The following is a 21,040-nucleotide window of genomic DNA, read 5'->3' as shown; positions in this document are numbered from 1 at the left end:
GTTCCTGCGAGGACTGTCATGCGCTGGACGCGGGGCAAGCCCCGCATCCACGACAACGGTGATACCGGCCACTGGCCGGTACCCCGCGAAGACTCAGGCGAAGCTGTCGGTGGCGCGCACCAGGGCGTCCACGTTCTCGGCCTCGAACGCGGAATGGCCCGAGGCCGGACTGATGTGCAGCTGCGCCTTCGGCCAGGCCTTGTGCAGCTCCCAGGCGTTGGCCAGCGGGCACACCACGTCGTAGCGGCCATGCACGATCACGCCGGGGATGTCGGCGATGCGGTGCGCGTCGCGCAGCAACTGGTTCTCGACCTCGAAGAAACCGCCGTTGACGAAGTAGTGGTTCTCGATGCGGGCGAAGGCCAGTGCGAACTGCGGGTCCTCGTGGCTGTTGATGAAGTCGTCGTCCACGTGCAGGAAGCTGGTGGCGCCTTCCCACACGCTCCAGGCCTTGGCCGCGGCAAGGCGGGTGGCCTCGTCGTCGCTGGTCAGGCGGCGGTGGAATGCCGAGATCAGGTCGTGCCGCTCCACCGGCGGGATCGCGTTGATGTAATGGTCCCAGGCGTCCGGGAACAGGCGGCTGGCGCCTTCCTGATAGAACCATTCAAGCTCCCAGCGGCGCAGCATGAAGATGCCGCGCAGGACCAGCTCGGTCACCCGCTGCGGGTGGGTTTGCGCATAGGCCAGCGCCAGGGTCGAACCCCAGCTGCCGCCGAACACCTGCCAGCGGTCGAGCTTGAGGTGCTCGCGCAGTTTTTCGATATCGGCCACCAGGTCCCAGGTGGTGTTGTCCACCAGATCGGCGTGCGGTGTGGACCGCCCCGAGCCGCGCTGGTCGAACAGGATGATCCGGTACTTCGCCGGGTCGTGGAACTGGCGCATCTTCTCCGTGCAGCCGCCGCCGGGACCGCCATGCAGCATCACCACCGGCTTGCCGTCGGGGTTGCCGCACTGTTCGTAGTACAGCGTGTGACGCTCATCGACCTTGAGCGTACCGGTGTCGTAGGGCGTGATGGCGGGATAAAGCGTGCGCATGCGCTGACTCACTGGCTTGGAGAACACCCGATTGTAGAGCGGGCATCGCCCTGCCGGGGTTTTACCGGGCCAGCCCGTCGTTACAGGCCGCAGACCCGGTTGCGGCCCTCGCGCTTGGCGCGGTACAGCTGGCGGTCGGCGGCGGCCAGCAGGGTGCGTGGGGACTCCTGCCCCGGGCGGCACTCGGCCACGCCGATGCTGGCGGTGACCACCAGCCCCGGTGCGATCTCGTCCATGCGCTGCCGGGCCAGCGCCAGGCGCAGCGCCTGCAGCCGTTCCAGCGCCTGCTCCAGGTTGACGCCGCGGAGCACCGCCAGGAACTCCTCGCCGCCATGCCGCGACACGAACTGGTCGCCGTCCAGTTGCAGGCGCAGCAGCTCGGCCACCTCGCGCAGCACCCGGTCGCCGCTGTGGTGGCCATGGCGGTCGTTGATCTGCTTGAAATGGTCGATGTCGATCAGCGCCACGCACAGCGGCTCGCCGCGGTCGCCGGCACGTTCCAGCGCCTGGCGCAGGTGGAGTTCGGCCGCGCGCCGGTTCGGCAGGCCGGTCAGCACATCATGCGTGGCCTGATGCTCCAGCTGCTGCAGCAGCCGGTCGCGCTCGATGCCGGCCAGTTCCAGCGCGCGGTTCTTGTCGCTCAGTTCTTCGGTGCGCGCGGCGATCACCCGGCCGAGCCGCTGTTGGCTGCGCCGGTAGCTGGCCGTGCGCAGCCAGAAACCCAGCACCACGGCGGCCGCCAGCGCCAGGCCGGCCAGCACGCGCGAGGAGGTGCGCTTCCACAGCGGCGGCACCACGTCCAGTTCCATCACCGCCGTACCGACTTCGGCCTGCCGCGACCAGTCCAGCGGCAGCGCCATCGCCTGCACTTCCAGGCGGTGGCGACCCGGCGGCAGGTTGGTATAGACCGCCTCGGTACCGGTTCCGGCTTCCACCCAGTCGCCATCGAAGCCATGCAGGCGATAGCGGTAACGGATCTTGTCCGGCGCGCGGAAGCTCAGCGCGGTGTAATCCACCGCAAGGCGGCGGGCGCCCGGCTCCAGCCGGAGGCCATCGGCCGGGGCCTGTTGCACGCCGTCCACCGACACGCTTTCGAACACCACCGGCGGCGCCTTGCCGTCATAGCGGCCCGCGATCCGCGGGTCGATCAGGCCCAACCCGGCCGAGGTCGGGAACGCCAGCGCGCCATTGCTGGCGCGCCAGCCGGCCGGCATCGATGCGCCGTTGCCCTGGCTGCCCGGCATGCCGTCGCTGTGGTCGATCACATGCACGGCCAACTGCCGCCGGGTGCCGGCGTCGATCTGGTCCAGTTCCTTGCGGGCGATGCGGAACACGCCGATGTTGCTGGGCAGCCACAGGTTCCCGGCCTGGTCGTCGATGATGCGGAACAGCTTGTCGCGCGGCAGCCCGTGGCGGTGGTCATAGACCCGGAAGGCGCCGTCGCGCATGCGCAGCAGGCCGCGGTCGCTGGCAATCCACAGGTCGCCGCCCGGATCGCGCAGGAAGTCGAACACGTACTGCGCGGGAATATCGTCCTCGGCGCTCCAGGTCCGCAGCACGCCGTCGGGCCCCAGCGCGGCCATGCCGCCGGTGGTGCCGATCCACAGCGTCCCGTCGCCATCGCGGTACAGCGCCTGCACCACTGCCGAAGGCTGCCCCTTGCTGTCCAGCCGCAATTGCAGGCGTCCATCCCGGTAATGGCTCAGGCCATGGGTACCGCCGATCCACAGGCCGCCGTCGGGATCGGCGAGCAGGGCACGCACGATGGGCTCGCCGTGGGTGCCGAGCCGGATCCGCTCCTTCACCCTGCCCTGCGCATCCAGCCGGAACACACCCTTGTCATAGGTGCCCGCCCACAGCGTGCCGTCGCGCCAGGCCAGCGCCAGTACCGACGGATCGCGGCCACTGCCATCGCCCAGCCGCACCGGGTGCATGCGCTGCTGGTACCAGCGGTCCAGGCCGTCGGCGTGACCGATCCACAATGAGCGGTCCTCGCTCTGCAGCACCACGCGGACGTAGTCGCTGCCCAGCCCATCCTTGCGGGTGAAGCCGACCGCGGCGACTTCCGCCACGCGGTGCAGGCCATCGGTGCTGCCGCTCCAGATCAGGCCCTCGCGGTCGGCGAGCAGGGCCGGGCTCACCGGTCCGGTGACGGCCAGGCGCTCGTCGCCGTCGCCATTACCGGCATGCCGCAGCAGATCGCCACTGGACAGGCTCATCCAGACCGCACCGAACGCGTCGCGCAGGACCGCCTCGACGCGCCTGCCCGCCTGCAGGTGTTCGACCCTGCCGTCGCCATCGCGCCAATACACGCCGTCGTCGGTCGCCAGCAGCCAGCCACCGGCACCGTCGCCGGCGATGCCGCGCACGGCATGCGTACCCGCCCAGCCGGTGGCCCAGGGCATGGCGCGCCCGCCCTGCAGCCGGTAGGCGCCGGTATCGGTGGCGACCAGGAGGGCGCCATCGCCGCCGTGCGCCAGCCCATTGACCCTCACCCCAGGCAGGCCGGCGTCAGCCCCCACGTCGCGGATGCGGCCTTGGGCGTCCATCCGCAGCAGACGATTGGCCGAGGCGATCCACAGGCTGCCATCGGCATCGCGCAGCAGCGCGGCGACCGGCAGGCGTCGCGCTGCAGGCTCGCCCAGGTGCTGCCAGCGCCCGTGGTGATAGCGGAACACGCCGTCGGCCGCGGTGCCGAACAGGACGCCGCCATCGGCCTCGGCAAGGATGAAGAACACCCCCGACAGCTCCGCGCCGGGCGTGTTCTGACGGTCGAAAACGGTGAAATGGCGTCCGTTGAAGCGGACCACGCCTTCCCAGGTGCCAGCCCAGATGAAGCCATCGCGGTCCTGCGCCAGCGCATGCACCAGGTTGTGCGGCAGGCCATCGGCCATGGTCCAGTCGCTGACCATGTAATGGCGGCCATCCGCGGCCCGCGCCGCCGGCAGGCAGGCCAGGCAGGCGAACACCAGGACGACGCACCAGCGCCAGGGCGCCGGCCAGGCGGCGCGCATGCGGGAACTCCTGCCCCGGGCGATCTCGATACTACGGGCCAACAGAACCGTCCCCCTTCGCGGCTTGGCGCGGCGGGCCACAGAAGCCCGCCACGCGACGCCAATCTACCACCGCGGGAGCGCACGCATCCGCCGACAAGCGCCAGCGGATGCGTCGTTCAGCTTGCCGCTTCGTCCGGCCGCACCCGGAACCAGGCCGCATACAGCGCCGGCAGGAACACCAGGGTCAGCACCGTGCCGACGATCAGCCCGCCCATGATCGAAATCGCCATCGAGCCATAGAACGCGCTGCGCGAGAGCGGGATCATCGCCAGCACCGCGGCCAACGCGGTGAGCACGATCGGGCGGAAACGGCGCACGGTGGCGTCGATGATGGCGTGCCAGCGGTCGTGGCCGGCGTCGATGTCCTGCTGGATCTGGTCCACCAGGATCACCGAGTTGCGCATGATCATGCCCGCCAGCGCGATAGTGCCCAGCAGCGCCACGAAGCCGAACGGCACGCGGAAGATCAGCAGGAACAAGGTCGCGCCGATGATGCCCAGCGGCGCTGTGACCAGCACCATCGCCGCGCGCGAGAAGCTGCGCAGCTGCAGCATCAGCAGGGTCACCACCACGATCAGGAACAGCGGCATGCCGGCCTTGATCGAGTTCTGCCCGCGCGCCGAATCCTCCACCGTGCCGCCGACTTCCAGCAGGTAGCCGTCCGGCAGCGCGGCGCGGATGCCGTCCAGGGCCGGCAGGATCTGCCCGGTGACTTCCGGCGGCAGCAGGCCGTCGGCGATATCGGCGCGCACGGTGACGGTGGGCAGACGGTTGCGATGCCAGATGATGCCGTCCTCGAACACGTACTCAAGCCTGGCCACCTGCGACAACGGCACCGCGGTGCCGCTGGGCGTGGGAATGGCCAGGCTGGCGAGCAGATCGAGCTGTGCGCGTTCGTCATCCGGGCCGCGCAGCAGCATGCCGATCTGGCGGTTGCCTTCGCGGTAGGTGCTGACCTGCATGCCCGACAGCGAGCTGCTCAGGAAATGCGCGATCTGTGCGCTGCTCACGCCCAGCGCGCGGGCGCGGTCCTGGTCCACCACCAGCCGCACCACCTTGCTCGGCTCGGACCAGTTGAGGTTGACGTTTGCCACGTGCGGGTTCTGCCGCACCTTGTCGGCTACCTGCCGCGCGATGGCCTGCACCCGGTCGATGTGCTCGCCGGACACGCGGAACTGCACCGGATAGCCCACCGGCGGACCGTTCTCCAGCCGGGTCACGCGCAACTGCACGTCGTTGAACTGTGGCACCACCTCCTTCAGCAGCCAGTCGCGCACTTCCTCGCGCGCATGGATGTCCTGCGCCAGCACCACGAACTGGGCAAAGTTGGTCGCCGGCAGCTGCTGGTCCAGCGGCAGGTAGAAGCGCGGCGAGCCGCTGCCCACGTAGCCGACATAGTTGGCGATGCCTTCGCGCTGTTTGAGCAGTTCCTCCAGCTTGTGCGCCTGCGCCTGGGTCGCGGTCAGCGACGCGCCTTCGGCAAGTTCGATGTCCACCATCAGTTCTGGCCGGGTCGAGTCCGGGAAGAACTGCTGCGGCACGAAGCGGAACATCGCCAGCGAGAACACGAACAGGCCGATGGTGGCCAGGATCACCAGCCAGCGGCGGCGCAGGCAGGCATCGAGGAACGTCCGGAAGCGCTGGTAGAACGCGCTCTTGTACGGGTCGTGGTCGTGCGCCAGTTCCTTCGGCCGCACCAGGTTGGCCAGCGCGGGATTGCGGTCGGCCCAGCGCAGGCGCAGCGCATGCAAGCGCCCGGCAAGGCTGCCCGGCCGGGGCGGCTGCGGGTTGTGCAGGTCCGGCAGCATCTTGTCGCCCAGGTACGGAATGAACAGCACCGCCGCGATCCACGACACCACCAGCGCGATGGTCACCACCTGGAACAGCGAGCGCGTGTATTCGCCGGTGCTCGAGGCGGCGGTGGCGATCGGCAGGAAGCCGGCGGCGGTGATCAGCGTGCCGGTCAGCATCGGGAACGCGGTCGATTCCCAGGCGAAGCTGGCCGCGCGCAGGCGGTCGTAGCCCTGCTCCATCTTGGTGGCCATCATCTCCACCGCGATGATCGCATCGTCCACCAGCAGGCCCAGCGCCAGCACCAGCGCGCCCAGCGATATCTTGTGCAGGCCGATGTCGAACTGGTGCATGACGAAGAAGGTCATCGCCAGCACCAGCGGGATCGACACCGCCACCACCAGCCCGGTGCGCCAGCCCAGCGAGAAGAAGCTGACCAGCAGCACGATCACCACCGCCTCGGTCAGCACCTTGACGAACTCGCCCACCGAGTCCTCCACCGCGTGCGGCTGGTCGGAGACCTTGCGCAGTTCCATGCCGGCCGGCAGCGTCTTCTGCAGGCGCGCGAACTCGTCGTCCAGTGCCTTGCCGAGCTTGAGGATGTCGCCGCCGTCCTTCATCGCCACGGCGATGCCGATGGCGTCCTCGCCCATGAAGCGCATCTTCGGCGAGGCCGGATCGGCAAAGCCGCGCTTGACCTGGGCGATGTCGCCCAGGCGCACGGTACGGTCGCCGGCGCGGATCGGGAACGCGGCGATGTCCTGGACCGACTGGAACTGGCCGGTCACGCGCAGCTGCACGCGGTCGCTGGCCGTCTCGAACCAGCTGGCCGGGGCGATCGCGTTCTGGTCGGCCAGCGCCTGCTGCACCTGCTGCAGCGACACGCCCAGCGTGGCCAGCTTGGTATTGGACAGTTCGATCCACACCTTCTCGTCCTGCAGGCCAAGCAGGTCGACCTTGCCGACGTCGGCCACGCGCTGCAGTTCCAGCTGGATGCGGTCGGCGTAGTCGCGCATCAGCGCATAGTCGAAGCCCTTGCCGGTCAGTGCGTAGATGTTGCCGAAGGTGTCGCCGAATTCGTCGTTGAAGAACGGCCCGACCACCTCGGCCGGCAGTTGCGAGCGGATGTCGCCGACCTTCTTGCGCACCTGGTAGAACAGCTCCGGCACGTCCTTCGACCGCATCGAATCGCGCGCCATGAAGATCACCTGCGATTCGCCCGGCCGCGAATACGACTGGACGAACTCGAACTGCCCGGTGTTCATCAGCGCCTTCTCGATCGGCTCGGTCACCTGCCGCGAGACCTGCTCGGCGGTGGCGCCGGGCCAGGCGGTCTGCACGACCATCGCCTTGAACGTGAACGGGGGGTCCTCGGACTGGCCGAGGTGCTTGTAGGACCAGGCGCCGATGACCGCCAGCGCGATCATCATAAACAGCACCAGCGGGCGGTTGCCCAGCGCCCATTCGGAGAGGTTGAAGCGGCGCACGGGTCAGTCCCCCTGCTTCGCGGCGGCTTGCATCACCGGCTTGTTGCTGCGGTCCACCGCCGTCACCGGCTGGCCTTCGCGCAGCAGATGGCCGCCTGCGGCGACCACCCAGTCTTCCGCCTTCAGGCCCGACAGCACCGGCACGCTTTCCGCACCGTAGGCGCCAAGCATCACTTCGCGCAGGTGCAGCGTGCCCTTGGCCGGGTCCACCACCCACACGCCGGCCTGCTGCTGTGTCTTGCCCGGCTGCACCGCCGCCAGCGGCACGCCGAGCGCGCCGCCCTTGCCGTGGGCCACGTAGACCCGCGCGCTCTGCCCCAGCTCCACCGCATCCAGCGCTTCGGCCGCCAGGCTCACGCGCGCGGCATAGGTGCGCGCCTGCGCATCGGCGGCCGGCGCGATCTCGCGGAGGGTGCCGGGCCAGCGCTTGCCTGGGCTGTTCCACAGTTCCACCTCCACCGCCTGGCCTACCGCGAAATCGCGGATGCCGCTTTCCGGCAGGGCGATGGCGACCTCGCGGGCACCGTCGGCGGCCAGCGCATAGATGGTCTGGCCGGCGGCGACGACCTGCCCGGCTTCGGCCTGGCGGCTGGCGATCACGCCATCGGCGGGCGCGCGCAGCTGCGCATAGCCGGCCTGGTTGCGGGCCACGTCCAGGTTGGACCGGGCCGCATCGGCCTGGCCCTGCGCCGCCTTCAACGCGGCGGTCTGCGCATCCAGCGCCGAACGGCTGACCAGTTGCTGCCCAGCCAGCGCGGCATAGCGCTTCTGCTCGTCGCGCGCACGCACCAGGTCGGCTTCGGCGGCGGCGTACTGCGCCTGCGCCGCGCGCGCCTGCAGCGCGTAATCGGCCACGTCCAGTTCGGCCAGCAGCTGGCCCCTGCGCACCCGCTGGCCGGCATCGACCTCGCGCCGCAGCAGGTTGCCGCCCACCCGGAACGACAACGCCGCTTCCTCGCGCGCCCGCACTTCGCCCGGATAGGCGGTGATGGCATCGCCACTTCCCTGGGGGTGGACGACCAGGACCGGTACGGCATGTGCGGGGGCGGGCTCGGACTTGCCGCAGGCGGCCAGCAGGGCCAACAACAGGGAACCGCCAATCCATCGAGCAGTGTTCATGGGTGAGGATCGCAGGGAGGGGAAGGGGATGGCGGGTTCACCGCCATTACTGAACGACGCGGTATAGTATAAATACAAAACCAATTGGTCTAGTATTCACGCATGTCTTCGCATCAGCCTTCCCCCACCTCCGGCAAGCCCGCACCGCGCGGCGCCGGTCCCGGCCGCCCCAAGGACCTGGGCAAGCGCGCCGCGATCCTGGAAACGGCCAAGGAAATGTTCATCGAACTGGGTTTCAACGGCGTGAGCATGGACGGCATCGCCGCCGGCGCAGGCGTTTCCAAGCTCACCGTCTACAGCCATTTCGGCGACAAGGAGACCCTGTTCTCCGAGGCGATCCAGGCCAAGTGCGTGGAAATGATGCCGGACGAACTGTTCGTGACCGACAGCGAAGGCCCGCTGCGCGACCAGCTGCGTGGGATCGGGCACGCCTTCTTCGCCCTGATCAGCAGCGACGCGGCCATCGCCACCCAGCGCATGATGATGACCCCGGAGACCGACGACCGGATCCGCCAGATGTTCTGGCAGGCAGGCCCACAGCGCACCGAGATGGCGCTGTCCGAGTTCCTCGGCGCCCGCGTGGCACGCGGCGAACTGGCCATCGACGACCTGCACCTGGCCGCACGCCAGTTCTTCTGCCTGATCAAGGGCGAACTGCATGCGCACATGATGTGCGGGCTGTGCCCGGCGCCGGAGCAGCGCGACGCCGACGCCCATATCGCCACCACGGTCGATTTCTTCATCCGCGCCTATGCGCCCCGCCCGTAACCTGAACGAACCGGAGGTCGTGATGACTTCCGGCACTGCGGACCTGCCGCGGGCACGGCGATGCTTGCCCCGCACTGCCCGCGCCAACCGGTAAAATGGCCGGCCCACTGCGCCGGATTGACGAGAAACCATGACGATCGATTACTCCCACGCCCGCGAAATGATGGTCGAACAGCAGGTACGTCCCTGGGACGTGCTTGACCTGCGCGTGCTGGACGTCCTGGCGCGGCTGCCGCGCGAAGCCTTCGTGGCCGAGTCGCACAAGGCGCTGGCCTATGCCGACATCGAGCTGCCGCTGGGCCATGGCCAGAAGATGATGAAGCCGGTCGTCGAAGGCCGCATGCTGCAGGCGCTGGACCTGCAGCCGGGCGACGAAGTGCTGGAAATCGGCGCCGGCAGCGGCTTCATCAGCGCCTGCCTGGGCGAGCTGGCCCGTGAAGTGCTGAGCCTGGAAATCCAGCCGGAACTGGCCGAGCGCGCCCGCGGCAACCTGGATGCGGCCAAGCTCGGCTCCAACGTGCGCATCGAAGTCGCCGACGTCCTGCAGTGGCAGACCCAGCGCCACTTCGACGCCATCTGCATCACCGGCGCGGTGGATACCGTGCCGGCGCATATCCTGAAGTGGCTGCGCCCGGGTGGCCGCCTGTTCGTCATCCAGGGCCGCTCGCCGGTGATGGAAGCGGTGCTGGTCAAGGCCGACGGCAGCGTCCAGTCCCTGTTCGAAACCGACATCGACTATCTGCAGGGTGCCGCCCCGGCCCCGCAGTTCCACCTCTGATCCGCTACATCCAAGGAAGCCGCAATGATCCGCCGATCCCTCGCCCTTGCGCTGGCTGTCGCCCTCTCGCCGCTGGTGGCCAACGCCGCCGATCTGCTGCAGGTCTACGAAATGGCCCGCAACGGCGATCCGCAGCTGGCCTCCGCAGAGTCCAACCGGCTGTACACCAAGGAAGGCCAGGTGCAGGCGCGCGCCGCTCTGCTGCCGTCGCTTGGTGGCACCGCGTCGCTGAACCGCACCCGCACCTCTCTGGAAGGCGTCAGTGGTTCGACCACCTCCACCGCGCGCCGCTACAGCATCAGCGGTGAGCAGACCCTGTTCAACTGGAGCCAGTTCGCCAACCTGCGCGCGCAGCGCGACATCAGCAAGGCGGCCGACTTCGACCTGGAATCGGCGAACGACGACCTGATCGTGCGCACCGCCACCACCTACTTCAACGTGCTGGTGGCGATCGAATCGCTCAGCGCCGCGCAGACCAACGAAGCGGCGGCCAAGAAGCAGTTCGACTACGCCGACAAGCGCCTGGAAGTCGGCCTGGCGCCGATCACCGACGTGCACGAAGCCCGCGCCCAATACGACCAGGCGCGCGCCAACACCATCCTTGCCCGCAACACGCTGGCCGACGCCTACCAGGCGTTGACCGAACTGACCGGCCAGCCGGTGCAGGGCCTGCGCAGCCTGCCGGAAGATTTCCGTCCGGAACTGCCGGCCAATCGTGGCGACGTCGACAGGCTGGTGGCCGATGCGATCACGCAGAACCCGGCGCTGAAGGCGCAGGAGCTGAAGGTCAACGCCGCCGAATCCAGCGTCTCGGCCGCCCGCGGCGGCCACTACCCGACCCTGTCGCTGGGCGGCAGCTGGGGCAAGAGCGCCAACTGGGGCGACAGTGTCGGTGCGTCGTCTTCCGGCCCGGATGCGACCACCAACTCGATCGGCCTGACCCTGAACGTGCCGATCTTCGCCGGCGGCGCCACCCAGTCCTACGTGCGCCAGGCCCTGGCCCAGCGCGACATGGCCCAGGACGGCTACGAGCAGCAGAAGCGCGCGCTGGACCGCAACACCCGCAACGCCTACCAGGCGGTGGTGGCCGGCATCAGCGAAGTGGAAGCGCGCCGCCTGGCCGTGGTATCGGCGCAGAGCGCCTACGACGCGTCGCAGGTCGGCCTGGAAGTCGGTACCCGTACCGTGCTGGACGTGGTGCAGAACCAGCGCACCCTGTTCCAGGCCAAGCTCGACTATGCGCAGGCCCGCTATAACTTCCTGCTCAGCCGCCTGCAGCTCAGCCAGGCCATCGGCGGGCTGGACGTGGCCGAGGTGCAGGACGTCAACCGCCTGCTGACCCAGGACGCCGAAGCGCAGCTGGCACCGGGCAGCATGCAGTAATCCCTGCCTCCCACCGGCGGGGAAACGGAAAGGCGGGCTTCGGCCCGCCTTTTTCGTGTCTGCCAATCGATTTGCCGGCTCCGCGTGGCGGGGAATGGAGCGAGGGCCGCTTCGGCCCCCTCCAGCGCGGGCATGACAGGATCAGGCAGGAGCGGATTCATCCATGATTGCCGCTGAAGCCTGGGCGCGCAGTCACCGCCCGGGCGCTGCCGCGATCTCCGGTCCGCCCCTTTCCCGGCAGCAGCCATGCGGGGCAAGCCCCGCATCTACACAACGGGCAGCACGCCACTACTCACTCAGGCGCCGGCAAACGCGGCCCGATCAGTTCCAGCGTCCGCTCCAGCGCGCCGCGGCCATTGGCGACCAGTTCGGCGCCCGCTTCGACCATCTTCCGGCGGGCAGGCGCATCGCCCAGCAGATGGAGCAGCTCGTCGCCCAGCCGGGCGACGTCATCGCGGATGCTCAACGCCCCGGCTTCGCTCATGCGCCGCGAGATCTCGGCGAAATTGTGCAGGTGCGGGCCGGTGATCACCGCCGCGCCCATCGCCGCGGGCTCCAGCAGGTTGTGCCCGCCGATGGCCTGCAGGCTGCCGCCGACGAAGGCCACCTGCGCGCAGGCGAAGAACGGCATCAGCTCGCCCAGCGTGTTGATCACGAACACCTGCGTGTCCGCACCCGGCCAGTGCTCGGCGCTGCGCGTGGCCACGCGCCAATCCTGCGTCCGCACCAAGGCTTCGACCTTGCCGAACCGTTCCGGATGCCGCGGCGCCCACAGCAGCAGGGCATCGGGATACTGCTCCAGCACGCGCGCATGCAGGTCGATGACCGCCTGTTCCTCGCCGTCGTGCGTGCTGGCGGCGATCCAGACCGCGCGTCCGGCCGGCACATGCGCGTGGAAGGCGGCGAGCAACGGCGCCGGGTCCGGCGGATGGATATCGAACTTCAGGTTGCCCAGCGCGCAGACCTGCTCTTCCCGGGCGCCCAGCACGACGAAACGGCGCGCATCCTCGCGCGACTGTGCGGCCACGCAGGTCACCGTGCGCAGCGCGCGCCCGACCAGCGGCCGCAACAGGCGGTAGCCCTTCAACGACCGTGCCGACAGCCGCGCATTGAGGATGTACACCGGAATCCGGCGATCGCGGCAGCCGAACAGCAGGTTCGGCCACAGCTCGGTTTCCAGGATCAGCGCCAGGCTCGGGCGGAAATGATCGAGGAAGCGGCCGGCGCTGCCCGGCACGTCGTACGGCAGGTAGACGTGGTCCACCGCATCGCCCCACAGCGCGCGTACCCGCTGCGAGCCGGTCGGGGTGATGGTGGTGATGACCCAGCGGATGTCCGGCCGCTGCCGTCGCAGCGCATCCACCACCGGCGCGGCGGCATTGACCTCGCCCACCGACACCGCATGCAGCCAGACACAGGGCCGGCGGCCGCTTTCCGGGTAGGACGCATAGCGTTCGTCCCAGCGCTTGAAGTACTCGCGCACGCGGAAGCCGCGCCAGACCAGGTGATAGACGGTGATGGGCAACAACAGGTACAGCAGGGCCGAGTACAGGCCCCGCAGCAGCAGTTCGACGGGATCCTTGCGCATGCGGCGAGGATACCTAGGAGCGGGGAACGAGTGGAGAGGAACGAGGAAGAAGTAGAAGCGGGCGCACCGATGCTATGGCTTTCACTCGTTTCTCGTTCCTCCCCACTGGTTCCTCATTAGAATCCCCCCATGTCCGACACCCCCACCACCGCCACCCGCCCGTCGCCATGGCAGCCCCGCCACTGGCCGACGTTCACCTGGCTGGCGCTGGCCATGCTCGGCGCGCGCCTGCCCTGGTTGCTGCAGCGTGCGATCGGCCGCGGCATCGGTTGGCTGGCGCTGCACCTGGCCGGCTCCCGCCGGCACGCCGCCGAAGTGAACATCCGCCTGTGCTTCCCCGAACAGGACGAGGCCTGGCGCCGGCAACTGCTGCGCGACAGCTTCGACGCGCTGGGCGTGGGCATCTTCGAATTCGCGCGGGCCTGGTGGGGAGGCATCGACGCCATCCGCCCGCGTGTGGAGATCGAAGGGCTGGAGCACCTGCGGGCGCTGCAGGCCGAAGGGCGCGGCGTGCTGCTGGTCTCCGGGCACTTCATGACCCTGGAGATGTGCGGACGCCTGCTGTGCGATCACGTCCCGCTGGCCGGCATGTACCGCCGCTACCGCAACCCGGTGATGGAATGGGCGGTCAAACACGGCCGCCTGCGCTATGCCTGCGCGATGTTCGCCAACGAAGACATCCGCGCCACCGTGCGGCACCTGAAGAAGGGCGGCTTCCTCTGGTACGCGCCCGACCAGGACATGCGCGGCAAGGACTCGGTGTTCGTGCCGTTCTTCGGCATGCCTGCCTCCACCATCACCGCGACCCACCAGTTCGCACGCCTGACCGGCTGCGCCGTGGTGCCCTTTTTCCATCGCCGCGAAGGCGGGCGCTACCTGCTGAAGATCGCCCCGCCGCTACCGGACTTCCCCACCGACGACGCCGTCGCCGACACCGCGCGCGTCAATACCGCCATCGAGGAGATGGTGCGCGAGGCACCCGCCCAGTACCTGTGGATCCACCGCCGCTTCAAGCGGCAGCCGGAAGGACGCAGCTGCTACTACGAGCGCGACTGAGCGTTTGTCGGCGACCGCTGCGCCGGATTCGCCAGCAGGGCGCCGGCGAACAGCGCCGCCAGCAGCAGGGTCGCCCCGCCCCAGAACGCCGAATAGAACGCCAGGTGGGTATTGAACGGGAACACCGTCACCGCCAGCGCCAGTGTCGCCGGCCGGGCCCGCGCGCGTGCCTCCTCATCCGCATAGCGCCACGCGCGCCAGGCCATGGCCGCGCCGGCCAGCCACAGCAGCAGGCCCAGGATGCCGGTCTCGGCCAGGACTTCGAGCACCAGTTGATGCGCATGCAGGGCCGGCCCGGCGCCCCACGCCGCGTACTGCCCCGGCGCCGGATCGCATTGCGGCCAGGCGTTGCGGAATTCGCGCGCACCCACGCCATTGAACGGATGGGCGCGCACCATGCACAGCGCCGCGGACCATATCTGGCTGCGGCCGGACAAGGCCGCATCCACGCCCGCGGCATCGCCGGTCAGCGCCAGCGTGGTACGCGCCACGCGTTCGCGCACCTGCGTGGAGAGCCCCGCCAGCGCCACCGCGCCGAGCACGCCGGACAGCAGCAGCAGGGCCATGCCCTTCCTGCCCAGCAGGCGCCAGCCGGAGACCAGCACCACCAGCGCATAGGTGATCCAGGACGCACGCGAACCGGCGAGCACGATAACCATGCCGGTCGACACCACCGCCAGCAGCCAGCCCCAGCGCCCCCATCGCGCGGCAGCGGCGAACAGCAGGAAGGGAGCAAGGCTGGCGAGCACCTGGCCGAATTTCAGGTTGCACGGCCCGAACACGCCGCTGAGCCGATCGGCCTGTGCCGCTTCCCCGGCGCTGCACAGGCCATGCCCGTTGATCAGCCACTTGAGCTGGTCCATCGACCAGAACAGCGGACTGGTGCCGAGCGCCGCCTGCGCCAGCGCATCCACGATCCACACCGCGACGACGACGCCCAGCCCGGTGAAGGTGGTGCGGCGGCGCGCGTCGGTCGCCACCGCGATGGCGACCAGCCACATGAAGGGCAGATGGCGCAGCCCCGCCGCCACCCGGCCCCATGCCCTGGCCGGATCGTCCGCATCCAGCGCGGAAACCAGTTGCGGCAGCCAATAGGCCAGGAACAGCGTGCTGGTCAGCGCCCACGCCGGAACGCTGAGCAGCGGACGCCCGTCGGCCCGGAAGCGCAACTGCAGCAGGCGGACCACCGTCGCCAGAGCCCCCAGCGCCAACACCGCTTCGGCGATGCCCGGCGCCGGCCACAGCGCGACGAAGGCGATCACCCAGGCCGGCGCCCACTTCCCCGGGAGCGCTGGAGGCGGCGGGGAGGATTCAACCGACAAGTTCGCCATAGGTATCCAGCGTCGCGCGCTGCATCGCCCGCAAGGTGTAAGGAATCCGCCGCGGCAGAGCCGGCGGTTGCCGCAGCAGTTCGATGGCACGCGCCGCCAGGGCCGCCGCGTCGCCCCGTGGCACCGCGCCGGTGGGCTGCAGTTCGGCCAGCAGTTCGCCCGCGCCGCCGTGATCCCAACCCAGCACCGGGCGGCCCACGGCCAGCGCTTCCAGTACGGTGCGACCGAACGCCTCGGGCTTGTCCGACAGCTGCAGCACCAGGTCGCTGGCCGCATAGGCCTGTGCGATCCGTGAGGTCGGTTCGGTAATGGCCACCGCATCGGCGATGCCCAGCGCCGCGGCCTGCTGTTCGAGTTCGCGCACGTAGCCCTCGCGCCCGGGCTCGCGCGCGCCAGGCATCCACAATCGCGCCGGCATGCCCTGCTGCCGCAGCGCCGCCAGCAGGCGCAGCGCGTGCGCGTGCCCCTTGAGGCGGGTGCCGCGACCGGGCAACAGCAGCAGGGGAGCGTCGCCGGCCAATGCCGGATGCAACGCCTCCACCGCCAGCCGTGGGCGACGATCGGCGGGCGCGACGTGCGGGAACTGCGCCAGGTCCACGCCGCGCGGAATCACCCGCAGGCGCTGCGGATCGGTGGCGGGGTAATGCGCGAGCAGGTAGCCGCGCACGGTCTTCGACACGCAGATCACCCGCTCGCCGCTGGCCATGATGCCGCTGTAGCGGCCCGGCGAATTCAGCCCGTGCATGGTCGTGACCCAGTGCGGGCGCCGCTCCCGCGGCAGGCCGCGCAGCGCGTGCCAGCCCAGCCAGGCCGGCAGCCGCGAACGCGCATGCACGATGTCGGCGCCGGTTTCGGCGAACAGCCGCCGCAGCGACACCACGTGGCGCAGGGTCAGCAACGACTTGCGGCCGATGTCCAGCGCCAGATGCTCGGCGCCACTCTCCAGCAGCGGCTCGACCAGGCGGCCGCCGGCCGAGACCACGATGGCGCAGTGCCCGGCCTCCACCAGCGCCTGGGCGATTTCCAGCGTCGAGCGCTCGACGCCGCCGGAGTGCAGCGCCGGCAGCAACTGCACCACGGTCAGGCGGCGCATGCGGGCGTTCAGTCGACCAGCACGAACACCGCGCCGCAGTACGGGCAGGCGGCTTCGCCGTTGGGCTCGTTCTCGATCGGCAGGTAGACCCGCGGATGCGAGTTCCACAGCGCCATTTCCGGCGTCGGGCAGCTCAACGGCAGGTCGGCACGGTGCACGTTGTAGCGCTTCTGCGCGTTGGCGGGCGCGGCGGCGGTATGGCTCATGACGTCATTCACACAGGAAAACCGGGACCGGCCAATTCTAGCAGCGCCGGACACGGGCATGAGCCTGGCCGGGCATAGCCGGACGCCATGCCCGTCGCCACTTTTTTCAATGGCCCGGACGGCGATGCCCTCCTATGGTGACCCGGCATCCATCGCGTCGTCCGGGAGTCGCCGTGCCGCCCATCGTCCGTCTTGCCGCCGCCATCGCCGTGCTGTCGTTCTGCCTATCCGGGCGGGCATCGGCTCCGCAGCCGGCAGACCTGGTGATCGCCGGCGGGCGGATCCACGATGGCGGCGGCGGTCCTGCCGTCATCGGCGACGTCGTCATCGTCGGCGACCGGATAGTCGCCGTCGGACCCGGTGCCGGCAGGCACTACGCGGCCGCGCGCAGCCTCGACGCCACCGGCAGGATCGTCGCGCCCGGCTTCATCGACCCGCATACCCATCCGTACACCTACATCCGCTCGGATGACCCGCTGATACGCCGCAACGCGCCGTGGCAGTACCAGGGCGTGACCACCATCGCCCACGGCGTGGATGGCGGCGGCACGCCGGAAGTGGCCCGCGAAAGCGAGGAATTCGCGCGTGCGGGCGTGGGCACCAACCTTGTTCCCTACGTGGGTTTCAGCCCGGTGCGGCGCGCCGTGCTCGGCCACGCCGCGCGCGCACCGACGCCCGCGGAACTGCAGCGCATGCGCGATCTGGTGGCGCAGGGCATGTGCGAGGGCGCGGTCGGCTTTTCCACCGGCCTGTTCTACGCGCCGCAGAGTTTCGCCGGTCGCGACGAGGTGGTGGCGCTGGCGCGCGAGGCGGCGATCCGCGGTGGGCTGTACGACACGCACCAGCGCGATGAGTCGTCCTACGACATCGGCCTGCTCGCCTCCACGCGCGAAGCCCTGTCCATCGGCCGCGAAGCGGGGCTGCCGGTGCATATCGCGCACCTGAAGGCGCTGGGCAACGACGTGCATGGCCTGGCGCCGGAACTGGTGGCGCTGGTGGAGCAGGCGCGCGCGCAGGGGCAGCGGGTCACCGCCGACCAGTATCCATGGTTGGCATCGGGCACCGGCATCACCGCCGCGCTGCTGCCACGCTGGGCCGTGGATGGCGGCAACAGCGCGCTGTGGGAACGGCTGCAGGATCAGGCGCAGCGCGAACGCATCCGCGCCGCGATGCGTGGAAACCTGCAGCGCCGCGGTGGCGCGGAGGCCTTGCTGCTCATCTCCGCCGATCAGCAATGGACCGGCCGGACGCTGGCCGCGATGGCCGGCGAATGGAACCTCGATCCGATCGATGCGGCGCTGCGCATCATCGAAGATGGCATCCGCCACCCCGACCGGAACAGCGGCTCGGTGGCCTCGTTCAACATGGACGAAGACGATGTGCGTCTGCTGATGCGCCAGCCATGGATGGTGACCAGCTCGGACGGCAACGATGGACATCCCCGGCAATACGCCAGCTTTCCGCTGAAGTACCAGCGCTACGTGCGCGAACTCGGCGTCTTGAGCACGGAGGAATTCATCCACCGCTCCACCGCGCTGACCGCCCGCATCCTAGGGCTGGCGGAACGCGGCGAACTGCGGCCGGGTTTCTTCGCGGACGTGGTGGTGTTCGATCCGGAGCAGTTCATGCCGCACGCCGATTACCTGCACCCGCGCGAACTGTCTTCCGGCATCGCCCTGCTGCTGGTCAACGGCCGCATCGCCATCAAGGACGACGTGCAGACCGAGGCGCTCGCCGGCCGCGTGCTGCGGCATTCGCCGCCACCGGGCACCTGCCCATGACACCACAGCGGTAATGACGCAGCGTCCGCCAATCCGCTTCGCACATCGATCCAGGCGCCCCATGCCGTGAAGCGTCCCCGCGCCCGCATCCATGCAACAACCGCAGGGCGTGGATTCCATGCCCACCGGCGGTCCGGGACACCGGACGCCGGGGGCTCCCGATCAGGACAGAATGCCCAGCAGTCCACCCACGCCGATGCCGACGACGGTACCGACAAAGAGACCTGCCAGGAACTGCAGCCGCAGCGGATCGGAAACGCCATACCTGCCGTCGTGGTCCGAACTCTTCTTGAACATGCCTCATCTCCCGATATGAACAGAGCACGGAGGGGCGCGCTGACTGCGCGCGAAAGCGGGACCCCTTCCCGCCGCCAACCTCCCTGTTCCCTCCGCATGGCGTTCCCCGCCGATCGAAAAGGCTCCCCCCTCTCCTGCCTCTCGAAGGCTCTCCGGCCTCACGCGGATTTCACCCGAGACGCGCCGTTTCCGTAACTGTCAGAACTGACAGGTTTCGCCTGTTTGCCGCGATTCCCGCACGGGGCGCCCCGCCAGTTCGATCCAGCAGGCGAAGGTGGGATGGCCTTCGATCATCACCGGCGGCGCGGCGCGGTGGACATGGAAGCCGGTCCGGCGCAGCAACCGCTCCATCGCCAGCGGCGAGACCGTGATGAGTCGTTTCCCGCCAAGGCTTTCCACGTAATCGGCGGCCAGCTGCAGGATCTCCACCGCCAGCGCGGACGGCCGCAGCGTGGAAATGCCAGTGCGCGCGCCGCGCAGGTCCATCACCGCGAAGCGCGACAGCTCCCATACCTCTTCCGAGCAGGGCGGCGGCAGGCCGTTCATCAACTCAGGGAACATCCCACCCAGCAGATAGGGGCCGGTGGTCGGCAGCAGGCGCGCATAACCGACGATGTCGTGCTGTTCGTCGCGGACGATCACGTGCACCGTTTCCGGCTGGTCAAACCGGTCGCGCTCGATTCCCGGCGGCGTATCCATCTGCCAGCCCAGCGTTTCGATGAAGACCCGGTAGCGGTATTGGCCCAGTGCCTCGTTGAGCAGCGGCGACAGATCGTTCGCACTGGCAAGGATGAATTCCATGACGCATTCCCCTGTTCCTGATGGATGGGAAATGAGTCTTGCAATGCAGCACAGGCCTGATAACTGTCAGGATTGACAGGTCGCCAGGTGTTTCCAGCGAAGGACGGCACACTCTCCATACGGCCGACACACGGACCGGATGGAAGCTGTGGCCGGACCGGACCGGGCGTCAGCGGAAACCGATGGCGTCCAGCACCACCGGCTTCCACTCCAGCGCCTCGACCAGCCGCCGCAGGCAGCGCGCCGTGTGGTCGGGTCCGATGTCCCTGCCCTGTTCATCCACAAGCATCACGTTGCTGCGCGGAGTGTCCCGGCAGGTGGCGGATACCGGACGGGCCAGGGTATCGATATGCCAGTCCCAGCCCACCGAGACGGCCGGCACCGAGGTGGTGGCCCATTCGGTATAGCCGCTGATGTCCGAATGCACCGCACCCATGGCACCGGTGCATTCGGCCTCGTCCAACCCCGACACCAGGTGCACGAGCCGGATCTGGTCCAGCGCCCCGCGCCGAAGGCGGATGTAACCATCATCGTCAATCATTATCATGCGGCCTTTGGCAGTGCAGGCAGCAGTGGTGCACTGCGCCGGGCGGTTGGGTTCCCCAATCTAGATGCCCGGCGCATGCGCTGGAAACTGTCAGTGCTGACAGTAGCGCTGGACCGGGATCACGATTTCATCGAGGGCGGAAATGGAGGCGTGGCGGGAAGACCAACTCAATGCGCTGCTGGCGCCCGGTGGACAGGAAGACCTGTTCGGCACGGTCGCCGGGCTGGTGCGTGCACTGGGCTTCGAACATTGCGCCTATGGCATGCGCGCGCCCCTGCCGCTGGCGCAGCCGGAGATCGTGATGCTCAACGATTACCCGGATGCCTGGCAGAAGCGCTACCAGGACAATGCCTACCTGCTGGTCGATCCCACCGTCCGCCAGGGCGCGGCATCGCTGGATCCCTTCGCCTGGTCGAACTCCGACGATCCGCTCGATCCAGCGGCCGCGTTCTGGGAGGATGCGCGCCTGCACGACATCACCTGCGGCGTGTCGCTGCCGGCACTGGCGGCGAACAGCGTGCGCGGCATGCTGACCGTGACCCGAGGCGGGGAAAAGCTCGCCCCCCAGGAACTGCGCGCCAGGTGGCCGCAACTGCTCTGGCTGGGCCAGGTCGCCCACCACGGGCTCGCGCGGGAAATGCTCGTGCGCTGGCGCGCGACCTCACGCGAAGCCATGAGCGAACGCGAGATCGAGATCCTGCGCTGGGTCGCCGAAGGCCACACCAACCGCCAGATCGCCGCGCGCCTCAACATCACCGAGCGCACGGTCAACTTCCACCTGAACAACGCCATGGCCAAGCTCGACGTCGGCAACCGCACTGCCGCGGCGGTGCGCGCGGTCGTGCTGGGCATCATCGCCTGATCCGGCCACGGGCCGGCCGGGAAAACGGATCGCGATCCGCAGATGCGACAAGGCCGGCATG

The 21,040-nt window shown here is 69.1% G+C and carries 17 protein-coding genes; 6 read left to right on the top strand and 11 right to left on the bottom strand.

What is annotated here, in order from left to right:
• Positions 1–93 precede the first annotated feature (93 nt).
• From pip to AC1DGW_RS15365, 4 genes are all read right to left on the bottom strand, one after another.
• Complete coding sequence (gene pip / locus AC1DGW_RS15380) at positions 94–1,035, bottom strand: prolyl aminopeptidase (protein ID WP_478024663.1); 942 nt, start codon at positions 1,033–1,035, stop codon at positions 94–96.
• A gap of 80 nt (positions 1,036–1,115) precedes the next feature.
• The gene (locus AC1DGW_RS15375; protein ID WP_478024661.1) at positions 1,116–4,049 is read right to left on the bottom strand and encodes a diguanylate cyclase; all 2,934 of its coding nucleotides are present in this window, start codon (positions 4,047–4,049) and stop codon (positions 1,116–1,118) included.
• A 158-nt stretch (positions 4,050–4,207) separates the two neighbouring features.
• On the bottom strand, positions 4,208–7,369 hold the full coding sequence (locus AC1DGW_RS15370; RefSeq protein ID WP_478024658.1) for an efflux RND transporter permease subunit: 3,162 nt from the start codon (positions 7,367–7,369) through the stop codon (positions 4,208–4,210).
• A 3-nt stretch (positions 7,370–7,372) separates the two neighbouring features.
• Positions 7,373–8,488 carry an efflux RND transporter periplasmic adaptor subunit gene (locus tag AC1DGW_RS15365; protein ID WP_478024655.1) on the bottom strand — a complete coding sequence of 372 codons (1,116 nt, stop codon included), beginning with the start codon at positions 8,486–8,488 and terminating at the stop codon, positions 7,373–7,375.
• 102 nt (positions 8,489–8,590) lie between these two features.
• On the opposite strand from AC1DGW_RS15365, the gene AC1DGW_RS15360 reads away from it, so the two are divergent.
• The 3 genes from AC1DGW_RS15360 (at position 8,591) to AC1DGW_RS15350 (ending at position 11,417) form a co-directional block, all read left to right on the top strand.
• Complete coding sequence (locus AC1DGW_RS15360) at positions 8,591–9,256, top strand: TetR/AcrR family transcriptional regulator (protein WP_478024653.1); 666 nt, start codon at positions 8,591–8,593, stop codon at positions 9,254–9,256.
• 130 nt (positions 9,257–9,386) lie between these two features.
• Positions 9,387–10,034 (top strand): protein-L-isoaspartate O-methyltransferase family protein, encoded by a 648-nt coding sequence (locus AC1DGW_RS15355; protein ID WP_478024651.1) that lies wholly within the window; start codon positions 9,387–9,389, stop codon positions 10,032–10,034.
• Positions 10,035–10,058: 24 nt separating this feature from the next.
• On the top strand, positions 10,059–11,417 hold the full coding sequence (locus tag AC1DGW_RS15350; protein ID WP_478024649.1) for a TolC family outer membrane protein: 1,359 nt from the start codon (positions 10,059–10,061) through the stop codon (positions 11,415–11,417).
• A 292-nt stretch (positions 11,418–11,709) separates the two neighbouring features.
• Here AC1DGW_RS15350 and waaA read toward each other — a convergent pair whose 3' ends face one another.
• Positions 11,710–13,005, bottom strand: coding sequence for a lipid IV(A) 3-deoxy-D-manno-octulosonic acid transferase (waaA, locus tag AC1DGW_RS15345; RefSeq protein ID WP_478024647.1), 1,296 nt, complete (start codon positions 13,003–13,005; stop codon positions 11,710–11,712).
• Positions 13,006–13,134: 129 nt separating this feature from the next.
• Between waaA and AC1DGW_RS15340 the strand changes: the two genes are divergently transcribed.
• Entirely contained in the window at positions 13,135–14,061 is a 927-nt protein-coding gene (locus AC1DGW_RS15340) for an LpxL/LpxP family Kdo(2)-lipid IV(A) lauroyl/palmitoleoyl acyltransferase (protein WP_478024645.1), read from the top strand.
• On the opposite strand, the gene AC1DGW_RS15335 is transcribed toward AC1DGW_RS15340, so the two are convergent.
• From AC1DGW_RS15335 to AC1DGW_RS15325, 3 genes are read right to left on the bottom strand one after another with little or no spacing between them, the layout of a single operon-like run.
• Positions 14,046–15,392, bottom strand: coding sequence for an O-antigen ligase family protein (locus tag AC1DGW_RS15335; protein ID WP_478024643.1), 1,347 nt, complete (start codon positions 15,390–15,392; stop codon positions 14,046–14,048). The genes AC1DGW_RS15340 and AC1DGW_RS15335 overlap by 16 nt on opposite strands.
• Complete coding sequence (locus AC1DGW_RS15330) at positions 15,373–16,485, bottom strand: glycosyltransferase (RefSeq protein ID WP_478024641.1); 1,113 nt, start codon at positions 16,483–16,485, stop codon at positions 15,373–15,375. The genes AC1DGW_RS15335 and AC1DGW_RS15330 overlap by 20 nt, the downstream gene beginning before the upstream one ends.
• 8 nt (positions 16,486–16,493) lie before the next feature.
• Positions 16,494–16,691 carry a zinc-finger domain-containing protein gene (locus AC1DGW_RS15325; protein ID WP_055772105.1) on the bottom strand — a complete coding sequence of 66 codons (198 nt, stop codon included), beginning with the start codon at positions 16,689–16,691 and terminating at the stop codon, positions 16,494–16,496.
• A 173-nt stretch (positions 16,692–16,864) separates the two neighbouring features.
• Here AC1DGW_RS15325 and AC1DGW_RS15320 point away from each other — a divergent pair, with 173 nt between their 5' ends.
• Positions 16,865–18,472, top strand: a complete 1,608-nt coding sequence (locus AC1DGW_RS15320; protein WP_478024639.1) for an N-acyl-D-amino-acid deacylase family protein — start codon at positions 16,865–16,867, stop codon at positions 18,470–18,472.
• A gap of 162 nt (positions 18,473–18,634) precedes the next feature.
• Here the strand turns inward: AC1DGW_RS15320 and AC1DGW_RS15315 are convergent, their stop codons facing one another.
• The 3 genes from AC1DGW_RS15315 to AC1DGW_RS15305 all read right to left on the bottom strand — a co-directional run bounded on the left by AC1DGW_RS15315 (position 18,635) and on the right by AC1DGW_RS15305 (position 20,117).
• Entirely contained in the window at positions 18,635–18,769 is a 135-nt protein-coding gene (locus AC1DGW_RS15315; RefSeq protein WP_478024637.1) for a hypothetical protein, read from the bottom strand.
• 198 nt (positions 18,770–18,967) lie between these two features.
• Complete coding sequence (locus AC1DGW_RS15310) at positions 18,968–19,570, bottom strand: acyl-homoserine-lactone synthase (RefSeq protein ID WP_478024635.1); 603 nt, start codon at positions 19,568–19,570, stop codon at positions 18,968–18,970.
• A gap of 169 nt (positions 19,571–19,739) precedes the next feature.
• The gene (locus tag AC1DGW_RS15305; RefSeq protein WP_478024633.1) at positions 19,740–20,117 is read right to left on the bottom strand and encodes a DUF4902 domain-containing protein; all 378 of its coding nucleotides are present in this window, start codon (positions 20,115–20,117) and stop codon (positions 19,740–19,742) included.
• Between the two features lie 142 nt (positions 20,118–20,259).
• On the opposite strand from AC1DGW_RS15305, the gene AC1DGW_RS15300 reads away from it, so the two are divergent.
• Positions 20,260–20,979 carry an autoinducer binding domain-containing protein gene (locus AC1DGW_RS15300; RefSeq protein WP_478024631.1) on the top strand — a complete coding sequence of 240 codons (720 nt, stop codon included), beginning with the start codon at positions 20,260–20,262 and terminating at the stop codon, positions 20,977–20,979.
• Positions 20,980–21,040 lie beyond the last annotated feature (61 nt).

This window comes from Stenotrophomonas sp. 05N423, from assembly GCF_056397145.1.
The sequence above is the reverse complement of the archived record's forward strand: the minus strand, read 5'-3'. Positions and strand labels throughout refer to the sequence as shown.